The organism is Candidatus Pelagibacter sp. PS_17 (assembly GCF_059417945.1).
Genome location: NZ_CM182073.1, coordinates 1,234,268 through 1,254,457 on the forward strand (window position 1 = coordinate 1,234,268; position 20,190 = coordinate 1,254,457).

Here is a 20,190-nt window from a genome sequence, read left to right on the forward strand (position 1 = left end):
TTAGCCTAGCATTTTTTTGATATTTTCCAATGCGTTAGATATGTTGTCTTGTGAAGCTGCATAGCTAAATCTTACGTAATCTTGGCAAGTTTTACCAAAAGCTGTTCCTGGAACTATTGCTACTCCTGCTTCATGCATACATTTTTTTGCAAATTCTGAACCATTCATTCCTGTTCCAATAACTTTAGGAAATGCATAAAAGGCTCCTCCTGGTAAACTGCATTCCACACCTGGTAAACTATTTAAACCTTCGTGAATCAATTTCCTTCTTTGATCAAATTTTACCATCATTTCATGGATTGCATCATCTGGTCCATCTAAAGCTGCAATTCCTGCAAATTGTGAGGGAGCATTAACACATGAAACACTATTAATAATTAGTCTGTTTACATGTGGTATTAATTCTTCTGGCCACACACTCCATCCCATTCTCCAACCCGTCATGGCGTAAGCTTTACTCCAACCATCTAAAACGATTAATCTATCTTGCAGATCGGGGTAATTAAAAAATGTTGGCATTTCCTTTCCATCATAAATTTGTCTACTATAAATTTCATCGCTAAGGATTGCTACATGAGGATGTTTTTTTAACCCTTCTGCTAAAACATCTATTGCAGATTTTTCAACAAAACTTCCCGTTGGATTATTCGGGTTAATTAATATTAGCAATCTAGTTTTATCTGTAATTAAAGATAGAATTTTTTCTGGATCAAATTTTAAATCTTTATCTTCTGTTAAGTCATAAGGAACTGCTGTTGAACCTGTATAATTAATCATTGACTCATATATTGGGAATGCTGGTGTTGGATGTATAATTTCCGCACCTGGTTCACCAAAACATTGTATAGCATAATACATTGTTGGTTTCCCACCTGGCATTATCAATACTCTTTCAGGATCAATATCCTTATTGTAAAGTTTTTTAATTTTTCTAGTAACAGCTTGTCTGCACTCTAAAATTCCATTTGATAAAACATATCCATGATGACCTTCATCTAATGCTTTTTTTGCAGCATCTACTACGTGTTGGGGTGTCTTAAAATCAGGCTGACCTAAACCTAAGTGGATCATTGGTTTGCCTTGTGCTTCTAATTTTTTTGCTTCAGCTAAAACACTAAATGCAGATTCTGTTCCTAGTCTTTGTAAATTTTTTGCTAATTTCATAATAATTAAATTCTAATATCAATATTCTATAATTTAATTTATTTTTTATATATATAATTTTGATAAGTAAAAACTATTTTCTATAAATTAATTTTGACGCGTCTAATTCTTTCAAGGTCTTACAACCCATTAATACCATATTTCTATTGATTTCATCATGCATGTTTTGCAATAGACGTTCCACACCTGGTTGACCCCCAGCACTTAAAGCAAATAAAAACATTTTCCCAAAGCTGCATGCTGTTGCACCAGCTGCTAAAGCTTTTAAAACATGAGTTCCACGTCTTACTCCGCCATCTAAAATAATTTCTAATTTATCCCCTACAGCTTCTCTAATTGCATTAACTTGATCAAAGGGTGATCTTGAGCCATCTAATTGTCTGCCCCCATGATTTGAAATCATTATTGCTGTACAGCCAATATCTATTGCTCTTTTTGCATCTTCAATTGACATCACACCTTTAAGTGCAAATGGGCCATTCCATCTTTTTACACAATATTCTGCATCCTTCCAATTCATGGCCGGATCATATTGTTCATTAATATATTCGATGACTGATTTTGAAATATTGGTTCCTTTATCTGTTTTATTTTTAACATTGGATAATTCAAATTTTTTATGAGTAAAATAATTAAATACCCATTCAGGTCGCATGGCAAAACTCATTAAGCTTTGAAGTGTCAATTTTGGAGGAGTAGTAAAACCAGTTCTGTGATCTCTTTCTCTGTTTCCAGCAACTAATGTATCAACTGTCAAACACATACCATTAAAACCAGACACTTTGCATCTATCTATTAGATCGTCAGTAATTGATTGATCTTTGTGAACATATAATTGAAATAACTTTGGTCCATTTGAAATATCAGCAACTTCTTCAATAGTATTATTGGCCATTGTAGACATACTATAAAAGGTCCCAAATTTTTCAGCAGCTCTTGCTGAGGCTTTGTCACCTTCATGATGGTAGAGTCTTTGCATTGCAGTTGGTGAAAGAAAGATTGGCATATCAATTTTTTTTCCAAAAACAGTCGTTGAAAGATCTGGTTTACCAACACTAGCAAGAATATTTGGAATTAAATCACAATCATCGAAAGAATCTGTATTTCTTTTTAAGGTTTTTTCATCATCTGCACCACCATCAATGTAGTGAAAAATTGGAGAAGGTAATCGTTTTTTTGCTAATTTTCTAAAGTCATTAAAATTATAGCAGTCTTTTAGGTTCATTGATTAAGTTAAAATGTTTTAAAAAAGTTAAACATATAACTATTAGCACCAGGATTTTTTGTTCCTAAGCTTGCATTAGAAAGATGATTATAAGAAAAACCAAGTTGACTATTACTAACAAAGTCTACTGAAATTTGTAATTCACTTTTAAATTCTAGAATATGACCAAGATCTTTACCATCACCCTTACTGTATAATCCTGGTGCAAAGCTTGGTATAAAATTAATTTTACCTAGCTTATATTGTGCCTGAACACCTGTATAAATATATGCAGCAGAGTCTGCAGTCACTAATGCACCTGTTATGGGAGAAATATTACCTAAAAAAGTATCTCTATTTAAATCCTCATTTTGATGTTGAAATCCAATTAATGTTGATTTTTTACCAGTATCACTGAAATCAAACATTCCAGAATAAACATTAAATTTAGAACTATTTTCTTCAGCATAAACAACTGAAGATAATAGGCTGAAGAAAATGATAAAAATAAATCTTGATATCAACTTGTAATGTTTCATTTAAATTTTGTTATTTTTATTTAATATTATTTTTTTATATATTATTGCACCGCCAAACAAAAATAACAATAATGGTAATAACCATAAAACATATGTGTTTTTGTTTAATTGGGGGTCAAAAATTACCCAGTCACCATATTTTTCTCTTAAAAATTGATATATTTGTTTTTCTTTTAATCCTTCATTAATTTTTCTATCAACAATTAATTTGATGCTAGAAGCAAACTCTGATTCAGAATCGTATACTGACTGACCTTGACAAATTAAACAACGAACATTCTTTAAAATTTTATTCTTTAAAATATCATTTGTTTCAGCTGATTTTAACTCTGAAAAGTTTGCAACTACAAATAGGATTATAAATATTTTTAATACTTTCATTTAATAATTAATTTAATTTCACTAACAATTTCTTGATTGATTGGACCAACAAATTTTTTGATTATATCTTTATTTTTATCTATTAAAAAAGTTTCTGGAACTCCATAAGCTCCAAATTCAACTCCTAGAGTTCCATCTTTATCAATTAAAATTCTTGAATATGGATTGCCAAGGTCATTGATAAATTTTTTTGCATTATTAAAATTGTCCCTATAATTTAATCCAATTAGTTTAATTGATTGGTTTTTACTTAGTTGCATTAATAAGGGGTGTTCTGTTCTGCAAGGTACACACCAGGAAGCCCAAATATTTACAATATAAAAGATGTTCTCTTCAAAAATTTTCTCTGAATTTACATAATTGTTTGAATAAAAGTCTTTTGCTTTAAAGGTTGGGATATTTTTTTTTTCATTAACCTTGGGTGTGTAGTTATTTGGAGTATTTAATCCTTTATAAAAAATAACAAAACAAAAGCTTAAAAAAATAACTACAACAAATAAGCTAAACTTATTTTTCATATCTCCTTTTTAAATAAACTCATTAATCCACCAAGACTTAACAATAAAACTGATACCCATATCCAAACCATAAATGGTTTTATTTGATATCTAATATTAAAATATTCATTACCCTTTACAAGGTTCATTACTAAAAACTTATCCTCTAATAGTGTTGTTCTTATATCTGCTTCACTAGTAATAATTATAGGCTGATTATAAATTCTAATCTCAGGTTTTAATTCTATAGTTTTGCCATTTTTGTCTTTTATTTCAAAAGAGGCAATGATGGAGTTAAAATTACTTTCTTTTCTTTCTTCTACCTTTTTAAAAAAAATTTCACCTTTATTATAATCATATCTTTCACCAATTTTTATGTTGGTTATAATTTCTGAGGATAAAATACTATTAAATAGAATGCTTAATATTAATAAACTAAAACCAAAGTGTGAAACAGTTTGAGAAATATTATTAAATTTTTTAATAAATAATTCTTTTAAAGTTGTAAAGAAAAGAAAAAAAGCAGCTGAAATTAAAACTGTATAAAAAAGTAAGTCAGCAGTTAAATTTTTTATAATAAAAAAGGTTAACATTACTGAAATTATAAATGTGATAATTAGTGAGTTCTTATTTTCAATTTTTGATTTAATCCATTTAAGTCTTGGTCCAAGAGACATGAATAATAGAAATGGTATTAAAAAAGGAACAATTAATTTATGATAAAAAGGAGGCCCTACTGATATTTTTTCACTAGATATTACATCTAGAAAAATTGGATATACCGTACCTATTAAAACAACAGCTAAAAAATACATCATAAACCAATTGTTTATTAAGATAGAAGTTTCTCTACTAAGCCAAAAAAAATTATTTGAGCTTTTATTATTTTCTTTGTGAAATATAAAAAATATTCCTAACGATAAGACAATTAGTGCAAATAAAAATATTAATATAAAAATACCTCTTGCAGGGTCATTAGCAAATGTATGTACAGAATTTAATATTCCGGATCTTACTAAAAAAGTTCCACACATACTTAGGGTAAATGTTGTAATAGACAGTATAACCACCCAAGATGTTAGTGATGCTCTTCTTTCTAACACTACAATGCAATGCAATAATGCAGTTAGTGTTAGCCATGGCATTAAAGAAACATTTTCAACTGGGTCCCAAAACCAAAAACCTCCCCATCCTAGTTCGTAATATGCCCAAATTGATCCAAGCATAATTCCAATAGTTAGAAAAATCCAAGAAACTAAAACCCATTTTTTAATATGCTGTCCCCATTCTTTGGTGACATAATTTTGTGTAACTGCGGCAAGGGATGATGAAAATATTATAGAGGTACCAACATAACCTAAATATAAAATTGGAGGATGAATTGCTAAAGCTGGATCTTGTAAAATTGGGTTAAGACCAAGACCTTCATTAGGAATTGGAAATAAATAATTAAAAGGATTAGATGTTATTAATACAAATAAGAAAAACCCGATAATTATTATTTGCTGAAATAATAAAGTTAAAATTCTATATTTTTTAGGCTGCTCTCTTGATTTAATTAAAAACAAAAAAATAAATAAAGTTAATACTAATAACCATAATAACAAACTTCCTTCATGGTTTCCCCAAGTTCCTGAGATTTTATAGAATAATGGTTTGGTTGTGTGAGAATTATTAAAAACAGTCTCATTACTAAAGTCTGAGTTTATAAAAGATACAATCAAGCTCAAAAAACTCACAATTACAAAAACTAACTGTAGAAATGATAGAGATAATATATTTTGGTTAATCTGCTTATTAGTTTTATTGAAGTCTTTAATTGAAACTCCACAAAGCAATACCGAAAGTAACAACCCTAAAATTAAAGAATAATAACCTATCTGATTAGCTAGCAATTTATTTATCTCCTAAGGCTTCTTTAACTTCTGGGGGCATATAATTTTCATCATGTTTTGCTAAAATTTTAGTAGCTGTAAAATAATTCTTATCTTTTAAAAAACCTTCAGCAACCACTCCTTTTCCTTCAGCAAATAAATTAGGGACTGCCCCTGTATAGACAATATTAATTTCATTTTTAAAGTCAGTAATGACAAAATTAACTTTATCAGAATCTATAAAAATCGATTGTTCTTTAACCATCCCACCCACTCTTATTTTTTTTTTATTTAATTCTATTAAAGATTTTATTTCAGACGGAGACTGAAAATATACAACGTTTTCTTTTAATGATTGTAAAACTAAAAAAACTGTTAAAATTACTGAGGCTAAGATTAAAGCTAAGAATATAAATCGTAATTTAACCTTTTTACCATACATGGTTTATTAGTTAAATATTTGATGTATTGGATAATATTTCTCTATTAATATTTTGTGATCTTGCAGCTCTAGCTTTCTCAACATTTAGAGAACCAAATTTAGAAGCAAATCTTTTTTGCTCTTTTGAAAGTTGTAATTTAGTTACAAAGTACAGGGCTGTAAAACTAATCAATGTAAATGAAAAAGCTGACCAAACGTAAGCTCCATATCCATTCATTGAAATTATTTCATTTATCATAATCTATCTAATCCTTTATTTTTAACTTTTATCAGTTCGGTATTATATTTCATCAAAAAAATGAGTAATGAAAAAAGGGCAAATGCCGCAGTCATAATGCCCAATGGGACTAACATTGATGGGTGAATTGCTGTGTTGGTTGATAAAATATTAATTGAAGCTGGTTGATGTAACGTGTTCCACCAGTCTACAGAAAATTTAATGATGGGAACATTTACCACTCCTAAAATTGCAATCAAAGATGTAACTTTTATTACTTGTTCTTTGTCCTCATAAATTCTCCAAGCTAATAAATACATTCCATAAAACAAGGCTAAAATTAACATAGAAGTTATTCTTGCATCCCAAGCCCACCAAGTACCCCAAGTTGGTTTTCCCCAAATTGATCCTGTAACTAATGCTATAATATTAAAGATGAATCCAGAAGGTGCTAAACTTTTAGCAATTAATGCAAAATTTTTATTTTTAAAAACAAAACTTCCAACAGACAAAAAAGCTAAACTTGTAAATATTCCAAGTGATATCCATGCAGCTGGCACATGAACATACATAATTCTTACTGCATCACTTTGTTTATAATCCTCAGGTGAAAGTATAAGCGCTTCTGATAAACCAATTGTTAGGACAATAATAAATAAAAATAGAACGTACTTTGGTGCTTTAGAGGTTATTGCAAAAATTTTATTAGGTTCAAAATATTTAAACATTCTTAAATTATATATATTAAAAAAAAGATAATTTAATTTTTTTTATGGAAGATCATCCTGATCAAGAATGCAGAGGGAGTCAATAATGATAAAAACGTTATTTAACACTCTTGATCAGAACATGAATATAGATAGCAACTATATATGTCGAAGATTTGAATTAATTGTGTTTGAAAAAAGAATTAATTAGAGGGCTTAAAGTAGCTAGAGCCTCTTTTACCAGAAAAAATCTCTTCAATTAAAGGATGTTTAATTGGATCTTCTGAATCGTCCATTAATAGATTTTGTTCTGAAACATATGCTTCATATGTAATTTCATCATTTTCAGCTAACAAATGATAAAAAGGCTGATCTTTTCTAGGACGAACATTCTTTGGAATAGATTGATACCATTCTTCAGAATTATTAAATTCGAAATCAACATCATAAATTACACCTCTGAACTCAAAGTGCTTATGTTTTACAATGTCTCCTATTGAAAATTTTGCTTTTTGAATTGCCATTGTTATTAATATGGGGGTTTAAAAATAAAAATCAATAAAAAACATTTATATTTTTTTTATTATGTTAATATCTGTCAAGTGAATAAATCTTTTCTTAAATTTGCAACAGACTTTGGGCCTTTAGCCATTTTTTTTTATTATTATTATAATAATGATAAGAACCTAGCAGTTGCGATTCCTCCACTCATAGTTGCAACATTAATTGCACTAGCAGTTGTTTGGTTTTTTGAAAAAAAAATACCTATGATGCCATTAATAAGTGGTATCTTAATTACATTTTTTGGGGGTCTAACAATTTATTTTAATGATCCAGTTTTTATCTATGTAAAACCAACGATCATTAATATTTTATTTGCCCTTGCTTTATATTTTGGAAAATATTTTACAAAAGAACCTGTCCTTAAAAAAATTATGGGTAAATCAATTGCTCTAACTGATATGGGTTGGGAATTATTAAACAAAAGATGGATGTACTTTTTCTTCTTCCTTGCAATCCTTAATGAATGTGTCTGGAGAACGCAAACAGAAGAGTTTTGGGTTAATTTTAAGGTATGGGGCATGTTACCAATAACCCTTGTCTTTACAGCATTTCAAATATCATTGATTAATAAATACAAGCTTGATGAATAGAAACTTAAAGCTAGTTGTAAATAATCCTCACAAACAAATAGAAGAAAGACAATTTTTTGAAAAAAATGAACTTAAAATCATTTTAGATCTATATGCAAAAATGGTCTCTGAAGGATCATGGAAAGACTATGGTCTAAACATTTCTAACAGGCAGGTTAGTTTTAGTGTCTTTAAAAATGCAGCAGAGAATGCTTTGTATAAAATTTGTAAAAACTTTAAACCTAGCAATAAAAATTTAAAGTATTTAATTACAGATTCTAATGGGAAAGTTTTAAAAAATTCCTTTGATCTAGAAATTTTACTTAAAAATACTAATTGGAAGAACCTTAAGAAATAAAAAGACTATCGTCTTTGACCAAATAATCTTAACAACATTATAAACAAATTTATAAAGTCTAGGTAAAGAGTTAAAGCACCCATTACAGCTTTTTTACCCATCAACTCACCCGTATCGCTTGATACATACATGTTTTTAATTTTTTGAGTGTCATAAGCAGTAAGACCTACAAAAATTAAAACACCTAGAATTGAGATTACAAAATCCATCATTGAAGATTTTAAGAACATGTTAACAACTGATGCAACAATAATTCCAATTAAGCCCATCATTAAAAATGATCCTAATTTTGTAAGATCTCTTTTAGTTGTGTAACCATACAAACTCATTGCACCAAAAGTAATAGAGGTAATAAAGAATACTCTAGTGATACTCGCTCCAGTATAAACTAAGAATATTGAGGATAGTGATAACCCCATTAAAGACGCAAAAACCCAAAAAGTTGTTTGAGCAGTTGAAGCTGTCATTTTATTAATTCTAGCACTCATGTAAAAAACTACTCCAAGTGGAGCAAGCATTACAATCCATTTAAAACCTGAAAGAAATATTGTATTTCCTAAGCTTGTTAATGCTGTAATTGATCCATTAGCATCTGTTACTACAGATAGTTTGAAAAATATTAAAGATATAAGTCCTGTTAACAAAATACCAGAAGCCATGTAGTTGTAGACTTTTAGCATGTAGGCTCTTAAGCCCTCATCCATTACTACTGTTGATTGCTGAGCTTCTTTTACTTTATTTAATATGTTTTGCTTATTGAATTCCATGACACATATATAATAGCCTTTTACTATTATTTCAAGATGTCTTAATAAGATTAAATAATTATGAATTATAAAAAATTAGGAAATACAGATTTAAAAGTAAGCACTATTTGTCTCGGTACTATGACTTGGGGTGAACAAAATACCCAAAATGAAGGTTTTGAGCAGATGGATTATGCTTTAGATCAGGGTGTAAACTTTTGGGACACTGCGGAAATTTATTCTGTTCCACCAAGACAAGAAACGTTTGGTCATACTGAGACTATTATTGGTAATTGGTTTGAAAAAACAAAAAAGAGAGACAAAGTAATTTTAGCTTCAAAAGTTTGTGGCCCAATGAGAGAGTATGTAAGAGGTGGTGGAAATCAATTTGGAGAAAAGAATATTACAGAAGCACTTGAAGGAAGTTTAAAAAGATTAAAAACGGATTGTATTGATTTGTACCAATTACATTGGCCAGAAAGAAAAACAAATTTTTTTGGCAAACTAGGTTATGAACATGATGATAGCAATGAGTGGACTAGGTTTGAAGATATTCTAGGAAATTTAAAAAAATTTATTGATCAAGGAAAAATTAAATACGTTGGTGTATCGAATGAAACACCGTGGGGATTATCTAAATATTTAGAGCTTTCAAAAGATAAAAATTTACCAAGAATGCTTTCAGTTCAAAATCCTTATAATTTATTAAATAGAACTTATGAAATTGGACTTGCAGAAATGTCTATTAGGGAGCAAGCCGGATTGCTAGCTTACTCTCCTCTCGCGTGTGGTTATTTATCTGGAAAATACAGAAATAAACAATTGCCAAAAAATTCTAGAATGGAAAGAGATGGTGATTTTTGGTCTAGATATAATAATCAAAATGCTGAAAAAGCTATTGAATTATATTATGAAATATCAAAGAAACACAATCTGGATTTAGCTCAAATGTCTTTAAAATTTTTAGAAATTCAGCCGTTTGTAACATCGGTTATCATTGGTGCAACGACAATGGAACAGTTGAAAACTAATATAGAAAGTATAGGTATAGATTTAAGTGAAGACGTAATTAAAGAAATAAATGAAGTACAAAAAATTTACCCTAACCCATGTCCATAATTAAAAATTTTATAATTCTAATTCTTGTAAGCTTATTTGCTGTTAGCGTAAATTCACAAGAAGTAAAAAAAGTTGGTAAATTTAAAGACTGGGAAACAATTATTATAACTGAACAAACCGGTAAAGTTTGTTTTGCTCAATCAGTTCCTGTGTTGCAGGCCCCAAAATCTAACCCTAGAGAAGCAAGAATGTTTGTTTCATTTAGACCTGCCGAAAAAATAAATGATGAAATAAGCGTTACTGGTGGCTATGAATTTAATAATCAAAACTCAATTATAGCTACTTCAGGTAAATCTAAATACAAATTTGATATTGCTCAAGAAGGTTTTGCTTGGATTGCTGATAACAAACTTGAAAACAAAATGATTAAGACCATGAAGAAAGGATCAAGAATTATGATCACTGGTCATAATCAAAAAGGCTCTCAAACTATAGACCATTATTCATTGTTAGGATTTACGAAAGCCTATAATGCTGCAAAAACTAGCTGCAGTTAATTAAATGAAATCTAAAAAGAAAATTGTACTCGCATATTCTGGCGGACTAGACACTTCTATTATTTTAAAATGGCTTCAAGAAAATTATGATGCAGAAGTTATTTGTTATACTGCAGATGTTGGGCAAGAAATTGATAGAAAAAAAATTATAAAAAATGCCAAAAGACTAGGTGTTAAAAATATCATTATTGAAGATTTAAAAGATACATTTGTAAAAGACTATGTCTTTCCAATGATTAGAGGGCATGCAATTTATGAAGGTGTTTATTTATTGGGTACTTCAATTGCAAGACCTTTAATTGCAAAACGTCAAATTGCTGCCGCTAAAAAATTTGGAGCTTATGCAGTTTCTCATGGTTCAACTGGCAAAGGAAATGATCAAGTGAGATTTGAATTAGGATATCATTACTTTGGTCCAAAAGTAAAAATTATTGCACCATGGAGAATATGGAAATTAAACTCTAGAACAGATTTAATTAAATATGCAAAAAAAAACAATATTCCAATTCCAACAGATAAAAAAGGTGCTCCTCCTTTCTCTATTGATGATAATTTATACCACACATCAACTGAGGGTAAGGTTTTAGAAAACCCAAAAAATTCAGCTCCTGAGTTTCTTTTTCAAAGAACAGTATCTCCTGAAAAAGCACCTAACAAAGCTTCATTTGTAACTATAGGATTTAAAAATGGAGACCCCATAACTGTTAATGGTAAAAAACTATCGCCTGGAAATTTGTTAGAAAAACTTAATAATGTTGCCGGCAAAAATGGAATAGGTAGAGTTGATTTAGTTGAAAACAGATTTATTGGGATTAAATCTAGAGGTGTTTATGAAACGCCTGGTGGAACACTTTTAATGTCAGCGCACAGAGCAATTGAGTCTGTTACTTTGGACAAAGAAACTATGCATAAAAAAGATGAAATTATGCCTAAATATGCTGAACTTATTTACAATGGTTACTGGTACTCAAAAGCAAGATTTAAACTTCAAAAAATTGTCGATCTTAAAAAGAATAAAGTTAATGGCTCTGTTAAGCTTAAATTATACAAAGGCAATATCACTATAATGTCTAGACAGACAAAAAGTAATGCTTACTCAATGAAAAAAGTTTCTTTTGAAGAAAATAAAACCTTTAATAAATCAAATGTAGAAAGATTTATTAACTTTCATAAACAAAAGCTTCGTTCATAAATTAATGAAAATAAAAGTATTTGCTGACACAATTTGTGGGTGGTGTTTTATTGGTCAGACAAGATTAAATAAAGCATTAAAAAATTTTCCTGAGACTAAGTTTGAGATAGAACATGTTCCATTTCAACTAAATACTGACATGCCTAAAGAAGGAATTGAAAGAAACAAGTACTTAGAAATAAAGTTTGGTGGGAAAGAGTTTGCTCAACCAATGTATGATCGAATGACAGAAGAGGCGAATAAAGAAAATCTTAATTTTAATCTAGATAAGATAAAGAAAACACCCAATACAGTATTTTCTCACTTATTAATAAAATTAGCCGAACAATCTAATGTACACAACGAAATTAAAGAAAAAATATATCAATCATACTTTATTGAAGGTCTTGATATTGGAGATAAAGAAATCTTAATTAATATTGGTAAAGAATTTAATATTAATGGAGATACAATCAATGATTTTTTTAATTTAAAAAATATTGAAGAAATTAATTCATATATTTCTGTTGCAAGAGAAAAAGAAATTAATGGAGTACCCTTCTTTGAAATAGGAACAGATTTTATTTCAGGCGCCCAAAGCTCTGCAAATTTAGAAAGTGTAATAAAGTCCAATTTAAGCTAAAAATTAAAGGACACTTTATCCTTTGCCTTTAACATATAAATATCTATTCTAGCTATATGGAAGCTCTAAAAAATTGGATGAAAGATGCTGCTAACATTTTATTTGATGATAGCAAAAATGATCTGAGGTCTTTACCAAGATCTGTTAGATTACAAATTTTATTAGTTCTGAGTTTCGTTTGGACAACTGTTTTTAGTTTATACATATTTTCTTATACAACTTTTGCATTTGGTTGGGCCGGTTTATACGTTGCTCATATTGGATTGATATTTGCAGTTTACATGACATTCAAACATTTTCATAAAGCAGAGGCGCAATCTAGCAGTGTATTCAAAACTAAAAACTTTGATCCATTTAAGATTATGGTTATTGTTTTTGTAATTGTATTCATCTTTGTATTTTCTAAGGGAATAGAAATTTTAACAAGTCCAAACCCTAGCTCTTATTCAATTCCATATGATGGACCAGTAAAATCTGTGTTTGAAAAGTGGCTACCATTTAGTAAGGATAAGTAATGGATAAAATAGCAAAAATTTTACAGCTTGCACTAATGTGCATTATTTTAGTGAGCACTGTAATTGCTGTTGGTATGGAAATTAATAATATGTTTCTAAATCAATCTGTAATGCTAGCAGATTTACTTTTAATGTTTCTTTATTTAGAAGTCTTAGCAATGGTTCGTGTTTTTTGGAATCAACAATCAATCAGTATAACTTTACCTCTTTTAATTGCCATCACTGCTCTCGCACGATTTATTATATTACAAGGAAAAGAAATGGATCCATCAGCATTAGTCTATGAAGCTATAGCTATAGTTCTAATTGCATCTGCAATAGTTATTTTAAGATTAAGACACAGTGATAAATTGGGTCTAAAGAAAAGAAAATCTAAATAGTTTAAAATGATTTTTGAAGCTTCAAGGGCTAAAGCCGTTGATAAATTAAATACTTTTGTTGAACAAAATCTTTCAGATTATTCAAAACTAAGAAATTTTGATTTTGGGCCTAGTAATAGATCTAATGTTTCTTGTTTATCCCCCTATATAACTCACGGAATAATTAATGAATTAGAAGTAATTAATAAATCTCTTAAAAAGTTTTCATTTGCAAATAATGAAAAATTTATTCAGGAAGTTCTTTGGCGTGTTTATTGGAAAGGTTGGCTAGAACTAAGACCTGATGTTTGGTCAGATTACTTAATAGAATTAGATAAAATTAAAAAAGAATTTAAAAACAATCAAAGTTATTTGGATGCAACTGAAGGAAAAACAAATGTAGATTGTTTTAATCAATGGGTAAGTGAACTTAAAGAAAACAATTATCTTCATAACCACACAAGAATGTGGTTTGCTAGCATTTGGATTTTTACACTAGAATTACCATGGCAGTTGGGAGCTGAGTTTTTTATGCAACATCTATATGATGGGGATGCTGCATCAAATACCCTTGGTTGGAGATGGGTTGCTGGCATTCAAACTCAAGGCAAGCATTACCTTGCAAGTGAATGGAATATAAATAAATTTACAAATAATAGATTTAAAAACATAAAACTTAATGAAAATGCCAAACCTATATCCAATGATAAGATATATTCTGTTATTAGCAAAGGCTTTAAAAATTCTGAGATTTTGGAAGATAAAACTTTATTAATATTTGAAAATAATATGACATTTGAATTTTCTGATTTTAAAGAACATAAGTTTAAAAAAATTTTGTTAGTCTCAAATAAAACAGATAGAACTATCAAATTAAGTGAAAAGGTGTTGAAATTTAAAGCAAATCTTTTAGAGGATCAAAAAATAAGATTGAAAGAAAAATCAATAAATTGTGAAACTATTAACATTAATGATTTAAAAAATATTACCGAAGAAGTTTATGCGCTTTATCCAACCGTTGGTGAAAATTTAAATTTTATTCAAAATAATCAATTAAAAAATATAAGATTTTTATATAGAAAGTTGGATCAGTTTTCTTGGCAATATTGTAATAAAGGTTTTTTTAATTTTAAAAACTATATTCCAAAAATTATTGCTAATTTTAATTAAAACCAACGTATCATTCCAATTATACCTGCTGTTGCATAAAAAAATTGCAACACAAGTATTCCCTTGTGACCTCCTCTATATGCCCAGATACCAATTAAAATGGCAGACAACAGCAACAAACAAAATCCTAAAAACTCTATTCCAATGTTTAAGGCTACAAACATAGAATAAAGGATTGCCGTAATAACCCCTGCCCATTCAAAAAATTTATTATTCATAATAGCCTTTTAAAATTCTCATAAAGTATCTTAGAATAATTATTCATATCAGGCATATTATTTTTTGCAGCTTGATCAAATTTATCTAAAGCTCCCTCACCTAATTGACTTTCAAGAGCTTTTTTATATTCAGGCACACACCCCCACTCATTAACTGTTGTGTCTTTAATTTCTATATGAAATTGAATTGCATATGCGTGATTTTGGTATTTGAAAATTTGATATTTAGTAATAGGAGATGATGCTAGTAAAGTTACATCCTTATTATTATCTATTCCTTGCACTTCATATGAATGCCACTGCAAACTTTTAATTTGATCTGGAAATTTTGAAAATAAAATATCCTCCTTTTTTTCTTTAGTAAAATTTATATCCATTATTCCAATTTCTGCTGGATTTGATTTAACTACCTTACCACCTATTACCTCACCTAATAACTGACACCCAAGACAAAAACCTAAATAAGGTTTTTTTAAATTAACAACAAATTCTTTAATTGCTTTTTTTTCTTCAATTAGCCATGGATATTCTTGTTCCATAAAAGTATCCATTGGACCACCCATACAAAACATTCCATCAAATTTTCTTAGATCACTTGGGATTTTTTCACCTTCATCTAGCTCTATAGTGGTTAAGTTAAAACCATCAGCTAACATTAAATCTTTGATATAGCCTGGGTCTTCAATCTTTATATGCTGTAAGACAATTATGTTCATTACTATATTTATAGCATTTTAAAATAGTCTACTGAACAATACTTTAAGCTAAAAAGGTTTTTATTCCGTCTAAAATATACTGAACACTTAATCCAACTAGAATAATTGCTATTACTCTTGAAATTACACTAATAACTTTTTTATTTATTATCTGAGAAAATTTTGAAGCAGTAAAAAAAAATATAAAAGTTAAAAGCAAAACTGAAGCTAAAGCAATCATTCCAACAGATTGGTTTGTAAAATTACTTCCCATATCTGAAACAGAAACAATAACAGATGTGATTGCAGCTGGTCCTGCTATAATGGGTGTTGCTAAAGGAAATACACTTACATTTTCAGAATTAAAATCAATGTCATCTTCTTTTCGTTGTTGTCTTTTATCAAACAACATTTCCATGGAAATTATTAATAAAATGATGCCTCCACCAATTGTAAATGCTGGAAAAGATATATTCAAATAATTTAATAAAGTGCTTCCAAGAAATGCAAAGAATAGCAATATGATTGATGCAATTATTGTTGCACTCAATGCAGTTTTAACTCTTTGTTGGCTGCTCATATTTTGAGTTACTGCTAAGAATAAAGGTGTATTTCCTAGTGGATCAATAACAATAAAATATAAAAAGAAAGTTTGAATAAATATTTCAAGCATTCACTTTTCTAGCATAGTTACCTGGATAAATTCAGTAAATATTAAAACAAATAATAAATTAAGACGTACCTACTTACTTTTCCAATTGCCACTAAAATAATAAAATCTAAAAATCTAACTCTTAATAAACCTGCAACTAAAGTCAGTGGATCACCTATTATTGGAACCCAAGCAAATAATAATGACCATTTACCAAATTTATTAAACCATTTTGAAGAGCTTTCTATTTGTTTGTCTTTAAACAGAAACCACTTTTTTGTACTAAGATTTCTTGAATAAAATCCCAAGACCCAGTTAACAACTGATCCCAAGATATTCCCAAAACTAGCAACAATTAACAATAATAAATTATCAAAATTTGATGTTGCAATTAATCCTGCCAATGTGAGCTCAGATGAAAATGGTAAAATTGTTGCAGCTAAAAAAGATATAGCAAATAAAGATAAGTAAATCACTTAGAACACTTTTTGGAGCAATACTTTACCTTATCCCAATTAAGCTTCCATTTCTTACGCCAAACAAAAGGTCTTTTACAAACGGGACAAACTTTTGAAGGTAGATTTTCTTTTTTCATTAAATAGTATTTTGTTTAATAAATTTATCAGCTTCAGATAAAATCATTTTCTTTCTTTCATCTTTCATTTTATCAAAAACATAAACCATCATAGACAATCTAGGGTTCTTTAAAAAAAATTTTCTATTTTTATCTATAAACCTCCAATAAAGACCATCCATCGTATTACACCATTCCCCTTTTTTAAAATCCATCATTTTCATAAAATAACTTGATCCACAAATGTATGGTTTCGTTGCAAAAATACCTCCATCACTAAATAAGCCCATTCCATAAACATTAGGAACCATCACCCAATCAGAAGAATCTACAAACATTTCCATAAACCACTTATAAACAATTGTTGGTTTCACCTCACAAAGGTTCATTATATTTGATAAAATCATCAATCTTTCAATATGGTGAGACCAGCCATGATTAACGGCATTTTTAATTGCATGATCCAATGGAGGCAAACCTGTTGTGCCTTCATACCAAGACTTTTTCATTTTTCTCTCATGGTTAAAAAAATTTTTTGTTTCCATTTCATCAGAGTAACCTTGATAAATTCCACGCATGAACTCTCTCCAGCCTATTATTTGACGAATATAACCTTCAAGTGAGTTCATTCTAATTTTGTGTTTTTTATGAAATTCTAAAATTTTTTGAATGATAATTTCAGGGGTTATCAATCCTAAATTAATGTACGGGCTTAATGCGCTATGAAATAAAATATTGTCTTTTTGATTAACAGCATCTTCATAATCGCCAAATAAATTTGATTTTTCTTTAATAAAAAAATCTAAAAGTTTGACCACATCATTGTATTCTGTTGCTAACCAAAAATCATTTGTGCTACCAGGATGATCTTTAAATAATTTTTCAATAATTGGTTTTAATTTTTTAGTATGATTAGTTTCGTTAATTTTTGGAAATTTTGGTATTGATATATCTTTTGGTAATTTATTTCTGTTATCTTCATCAAAACTCCATTTACCCCCAATAGGATTTCCATCTGCTCCCATTAATATTCCAGATTTTTTACGAACTTCTTTGTAAAATGTTGCCATAAAAGGTTTTTTTGATTTTACTAAATAATTTTTAAACTCATCTCTTGAGTTTAAAAACATTGGAGTTTGAACAATATTCCAGTTAATTTTTTCTTTTTTTAAGAATTGTGAAATTTTCTTTTCAAAAGATTTATCCTCAACCTCAAAACTTGAAATTTCAGTAATTTTTTTTTGATTAATGATAATTTTTAATTTTTTAAAATAAGTATCTTTAAAATCTTTGTCCTCAATTTTAGAATATTCAAGTTTGTATTTATTTGCTTTAAGCATATCTGCATAAGACCTCATAGAAGAGAGAAATAGCAGGATCTTTTGTTTATGATGCTTTTCATAAGTACATAGTTCATAGTCTTCTGCCATGTAAAAAGAGTGGTCCTTTTTGAAGCGGTCTACGTATTTTAATGGAAATAATTGATTGCCAAGTATAAAAAACAATTTCATAGTTAAATATAACTAAATAAAAATTATATGTCAGAAAAATATCTTATTTTTGGTGCGACAGGTTCTGTGGGTTCCAGCTTAGCTGAACAATTGAAAAATTCAGGAAATGATATTCACCTAATAGCAAGAAATGAAAATGAAGTTAAAACTATTGCAGAAAAATTAGGCTGCACTTATACGGTTGCTGACGTTTTAGAAGAAGGATTTATAGAAAAAGTAAAATCAGACATTAGTGAAATTAAGGGTATCGCTTACTGTGTGGGATCTATTGATTTAAAACCATTAAGGATGGTTACAGAAGCAGACATGAATAAATGTATGAAACTAAACCTTTATTCAGCTATTGAAGCGATAAAAGGATTTCAAGAAAGTTTAAAAAAGAACAAAGGCTCAGTTGTTTTATTTTCAACTGTTGCTGCTCAAAGAGGTTTTACTAATCACACAATTATTGCTTCTGCTAAAGCTGCAGTTGAGGGACTAACTGTTACACTTGCTGCTGAGTTTGCTCCACATATTAGAGTGAATTGTATTGCACCCAGTTTATCAAAATCTAAAATTGCAGAACCAATGTTAAAAAATCCTGCAATTGCAGAAGGAATTGCTAAAGCTCATCCTCTTAAAAGATTGGGTGAAGGAAAAGATTCTGCAGCGCTTGCAAAATTTTTAATTACTGAAGAGAGTTCTTGGATTACTGGACAGATAATAGCTGTTGATGGTGGTAGATCAAAACTTTCTTAAAGTGAAAAAATATTTTTTATTAGTAATTTTTTTTCTTTTCTTTGCTTCAAAAAGCTATTCCAATAATTATACATTCACTAAAATTATAGAGTTAGATGAACCTTGGGGATCATCCTTTATTAACAATGATGAAATCATTATTACTGAAAAAAGTGGAAAAATTAAAATTATTAATCTTATTTCAAAAGAAGTTACAGAGATTAAACATAATCTTAATTTTTTAGAAGTCGGCCAAGGTGGGTTATTAGATATTATTTACCAAGATAATACTCTGTGGATTTCTTATTCAGAAGATAGGGGAAATTTAAAAACAAGCACATCAATTGCAAAAGCACAATTAAACAAACAAGAATTAAATTTTAAAAATATTTTTCAAGCAAACCCTCCTATAGATTCTGGTTATCATTTTGGTTCAAGATTAGCGATTAAAGATAATTATATTTATGCATCAGCTGGTGAAAGAGGCCAAGGTATGATTGCCCAAGATCCCACAAAACATCCTGGTAGTATTATTAGAATTCATACTGATGGTCGTATTCCTAAAGATAACCCAAAGTTTACTGGTAAACCAGATTGGTTGCCTGAAATTTATCAAATAGGTGTTCGTAATCCACAAGGTTTAACACTCTCTGATTATGATGGAAAAATATATTTAAGTAATCATGGAGCAAGAGGTGGTGATTGGTTTGGAGAAGCTAAAAAAGGAGAAAATTATGGATGGAAAATTTTAGGCTGGGGTGGAAAAAATTATTCTGGAATTCCTATTGGCCCAAAATGGAAGCTAGGTTTTACTAAAGCAATTCAATATTGGGTACCTTCCATAGCTACAAGTGCTATTACAATTTACAAAGGAAATGAGTTTAAAGAGTGGAATGGGCATGCGCTAATTACTTCTTTAAAAGATAGATCTTTAAGAAAACTAATATTTAATGATCCAACTAATGTGAAAGAAGATGTTATATTTAAAGATAATGTTGGAAGAATAAGAGATATTCAAGTTCATCCATCTAATGGTAAAATATTTTTCTTAAGTGAAAATGCTTTATGGTTAATGGAAAAAAAATAA

Annotated in this window: 28 protein-coding genes; 11 read left to right on the top strand and 17 right to left on the bottom strand. The window is 29.1% G+C overall.

Annotated features, from left to right (window positions below; translation table 11 throughout):
- The 10 genes from AC5SML_RS06520 to hspQ all read right to left on the bottom strand — a co-directional run bounded on the left by AC5SML_RS06520 (position 1) and on the right by hspQ (position 7,549).
- Positions 1–1,164 (bottom strand): pyridoxal phosphate-dependent aminotransferase, encoded by a 1,164-nt coding sequence (locus AC5SML_RS06520; RefSeq protein ID WP_271481366.1) that lies wholly within the window; start codon positions 1,162–1,164, stop codon positions 1–3.
- Between the two features lie 73 nt (positions 1,165–1,237).
- Entirely contained in the window at positions 1,238–2,389 is a 1,152-nt protein-coding gene (locus AC5SML_RS06525) for an alpha-hydroxy acid oxidase (RefSeq protein WP_494617107.1), read from the bottom strand.
- 8 nt (positions 2,390–2,397) lie between these two features.
- Positions 2,398–2,907 carry an acyloxyacyl hydrolase gene (locus AC5SML_RS06530; RefSeq protein WP_271741788.1) on the bottom strand — a complete coding sequence of 170 codons (510 nt, stop codon included), beginning with the start codon at positions 2,905–2,907 and terminating at the stop codon, positions 2,398–2,400.
- The gene (locus AC5SML_RS06535; protein WP_011281597.1) at positions 2,908–3,288 is read right to left on the bottom strand and encodes a cytochrome c-type biogenesis protein; all 381 of its coding nucleotides are present in this window, start codon (positions 3,286–3,288) and stop codon (positions 2,908–2,910) included.
- A complete protein-coding gene (locus AC5SML_RS06540) occupies positions 3,285–3,806 on the bottom strand; it encodes a DsbE family thiol:disulfide interchange protein (protein ID WP_011281598.1) in 522 nt (173 codons plus the stop codon). Before AC5SML_RS06540 ends, AC5SML_RS06535 begins: the two co-directional genes overlap by 4 nt.
- Entirely contained in the window at positions 3,803–5,680 is a 1,878-nt protein-coding gene (locus tag AC5SML_RS06545; protein ID WP_011281599.1) for a heme lyase CcmF/NrfE family subunit, read from the bottom strand. The genes AC5SML_RS06540 and AC5SML_RS06545 overlap by 4 nt, the downstream gene beginning before the upstream one ends.
- A 1-nt stretch (position 5,681) precedes the next feature.
- On the bottom strand, positions 5,682–6,101 hold the full coding sequence (gene ccmE / locus AC5SML_RS06550) for a cytochrome c maturation protein CcmE (protein WP_011281600.1): 420 nt from the start codon (positions 6,099–6,101) through the stop codon (positions 5,682–5,684).
- 10 nt (positions 6,102–6,111) lie between these two features.
- Positions 6,112–6,339, bottom strand: coding sequence for a heme exporter protein CcmD (locus tag AC5SML_RS06555; RefSeq protein WP_011281601.1), 228 nt, complete (start codon positions 6,337–6,339; stop codon positions 6,112–6,114).
- Positions 6,336–7,046 (bottom strand): heme ABC transporter permease CcmC, encoded by a 711-nt coding sequence (gene ccmC, locus AC5SML_RS06560; protein WP_271626513.1) that lies wholly within the window; start codon positions 7,044–7,046, stop codon positions 6,336–6,338. Before ccmC ends, AC5SML_RS06555 begins: the two co-directional genes overlap by 4 nt.
- Before the next feature lie 182 nt (positions 7,047–7,228).
- Complete coding sequence (hspQ, locus tag AC5SML_RS06565; protein WP_006997624.1) at positions 7,229–7,549, bottom strand: heat shock protein HspQ; 321 nt, start codon at positions 7,547–7,549, stop codon at positions 7,229–7,231.
- Between the two features lie 78 nt (positions 7,550–7,627).
- On the opposite strand from hspQ, the gene AC5SML_RS06570 reads away from it, so the two are divergent.
- Together AC5SML_RS06570 and AC5SML_RS06575 are read left to right on the top strand one after the other, a co-directional pair.
- On the top strand, positions 7,628–8,179 hold the full coding sequence (locus AC5SML_RS06570) for a septation protein A (RefSeq protein ID WP_020168912.1): 552 nt from the start codon (positions 7,628–7,630) through the stop codon (positions 8,177–8,179).
- A complete protein-coding gene (locus tag AC5SML_RS06575) occupies positions 8,172–8,516 on the top strand; it encodes a DUF2794 domain-containing protein (protein WP_011281603.1) in 345 nt (114 codons plus the stop codon). Before AC5SML_RS06570 ends, AC5SML_RS06575 begins: the two co-directional genes overlap by 8 nt.
- 5 nt (positions 8,517–8,521) lie before the next feature.
- Here AC5SML_RS06575 and AC5SML_RS06580 read toward each other — a convergent pair whose 3' ends face one another.
- Positions 8,522–9,283: a Bax inhibitor-1/YccA family protein gene (locus tag AC5SML_RS06580; protein ID WP_018413646.1), complete on the bottom strand. Its 762-nt coding sequence runs from the start codon at positions 9,281–9,283 to the stop codon at positions 8,522–8,524.
- A gap of 60 nt (positions 9,284–9,343) precedes the next feature.
- Between AC5SML_RS06580 and AC5SML_RS06585 the strand changes: the two genes are divergently transcribed.
- The 7 genes from AC5SML_RS06585 to AC5SML_RS06615 are packed head-to-tail and all read left to right on the top strand — an operon-like array spanning position 9,344 to position 14,736.
- On the top strand, positions 9,344–10,381 hold the full coding sequence (locus tag AC5SML_RS06585; protein WP_011281605.1) for an aldo/keto reductase: 1,038 nt from the start codon (positions 9,344–9,346) through the stop codon (positions 10,379–10,381).
- The gene (locus AC5SML_RS06590; protein WP_011281606.1) at positions 10,372–10,878 is read left to right on the top strand and encodes an invasion associated locus B family protein; all 507 of its coding nucleotides are present in this window, start codon (positions 10,372–10,374) and stop codon (positions 10,876–10,878) included. Before AC5SML_RS06585 ends, AC5SML_RS06590 begins: the two co-directional genes overlap by 10 nt.
- Positions 10,879–10,882: 4 nt before the next feature.
- The gene (locus AC5SML_RS06595; RefSeq protein ID WP_018413648.1) at positions 10,883–12,070 is read left to right on the top strand and encodes an argininosuccinate synthase; all 1,188 of its coding nucleotides are present in this window, start codon (positions 10,883–10,885) and stop codon (positions 12,068–12,070) included.
- A gap of 4 nt (positions 12,071–12,074) precedes the next feature.
- A complete protein-coding gene (locus AC5SML_RS06600; protein ID WP_494617110.1) occupies positions 12,075–12,692 on the top strand; it encodes a DsbA family oxidoreductase in 618 nt (205 codons plus the stop codon).
- 56 nt (positions 12,693–12,748) lie between these two features.
- Positions 12,749–13,207 (top strand): membrane protein, encoded by a 459-nt coding sequence (locus tag AC5SML_RS06605; protein ID WP_011281609.1) that lies wholly within the window; start codon positions 12,749–12,751, stop codon positions 13,205–13,207.
- Complete coding sequence (locus tag AC5SML_RS06610; RefSeq protein ID WP_011281610.1) at positions 13,207–13,587, top strand: phosphate-starvation-inducible PsiE family protein; 381 nt, start codon at positions 13,207–13,209, stop codon at positions 13,585–13,587. The genes AC5SML_RS06605 and AC5SML_RS06610 overlap by 1 nt, the downstream gene beginning before the upstream one ends.
- Positions 13,588–13,593: 6 nt before the next feature.
- Positions 13,594–14,736: an FAD-binding domain-containing protein gene (locus AC5SML_RS06615; protein ID WP_494598754.1), complete on the top strand. Its 1,143-nt coding sequence runs from the start codon at positions 13,594–13,596 to the stop codon at positions 14,734–14,736.
- Here AC5SML_RS06615 and AC5SML_RS06620 read toward each other — a convergent pair.
- The 6 genes from AC5SML_RS06620 to AC5SML_RS06645 are packed head-to-tail and all read right to left on the bottom strand — an operon-like array spanning position 14,733 to position 18,386.
- The gene (locus tag AC5SML_RS06620; RefSeq protein WP_011281612.1) at positions 14,733–14,954 is read right to left on the bottom strand and encodes a hypothetical protein; all 222 of its coding nucleotides are present in this window, start codon (positions 14,952–14,954) and stop codon (positions 14,733–14,735) included. The genes AC5SML_RS06615 and AC5SML_RS06620 overlap by 4 nt on opposite strands.
- Positions 14,951–15,670 (bottom strand): type 1 glutamine amidotransferase, encoded by a 720-nt coding sequence (locus tag AC5SML_RS06625; RefSeq protein WP_011281613.1) that lies wholly within the window; start codon positions 15,668–15,670, stop codon positions 14,951–14,953. The genes AC5SML_RS06620 and AC5SML_RS06625 overlap by 4 nt, the downstream gene beginning before the upstream one ends.
- A 43-nt stretch (positions 15,671–15,713) precedes the next feature.
- The gene (locus tag AC5SML_RS06630; protein ID WP_011281614.1) at positions 15,714–16,322 is read right to left on the bottom strand and encodes a MarC family protein; all 609 of its coding nucleotides are present in this window, start codon (positions 16,320–16,322) and stop codon (positions 15,714–15,716) included.
- Positions 16,323–16,363: 41 nt separating this feature from the next.
- Entirely contained in the window at positions 16,364–16,777 is a 414-nt protein-coding gene (locus AC5SML_RS06635; protein ID WP_494617112.1) for a YqaA family protein, read from the bottom strand.
- On the bottom strand, positions 16,774–16,896 hold the full coding sequence (locus AC5SML_RS06640; protein WP_018413654.1) for a DUF2256 domain-containing protein: 123 nt from the start codon (positions 16,894–16,896) through the stop codon (positions 16,774–16,776). Before AC5SML_RS06640 ends, AC5SML_RS06635 begins: the two co-directional genes overlap by 4 nt.
- Positions 16,896–18,386 carry a cryptochrome/photolyase family protein gene (locus AC5SML_RS06645; RefSeq protein ID WP_494617114.1) on the bottom strand — a complete coding sequence of 497 codons (1,491 nt, stop codon included), beginning with the start codon at positions 18,384–18,386 and terminating at the stop codon, positions 16,896–16,898. Before AC5SML_RS06645 ends, AC5SML_RS06640 begins: the two co-directional genes overlap by 1 nt.
- Positions 18,387–18,413: 27 nt before the next feature.
- On the opposite strand from AC5SML_RS06645, the gene AC5SML_RS06650 reads away from it, so the two are divergent.
- Both AC5SML_RS06650 and AC5SML_RS06655 read left to right on the top strand, forming a co-directional pair.
- Positions 18,414–19,124: an SDR family NAD(P)-dependent oxidoreductase gene (locus AC5SML_RS06650; RefSeq protein WP_011281617.1), complete on the top strand. Its 711-nt coding sequence runs from the start codon at positions 18,414–18,416 to the stop codon at positions 19,122–19,124.
- Entirely contained in the window at positions 19,099–20,190 is a 1,092-nt protein-coding gene (locus AC5SML_RS06655) for a PQQ-dependent sugar dehydrogenase (protein ID WP_494617115.1), read from the top strand. The genes AC5SML_RS06650 and AC5SML_RS06655 overlap by 26 nt, the downstream gene beginning before the upstream one ends.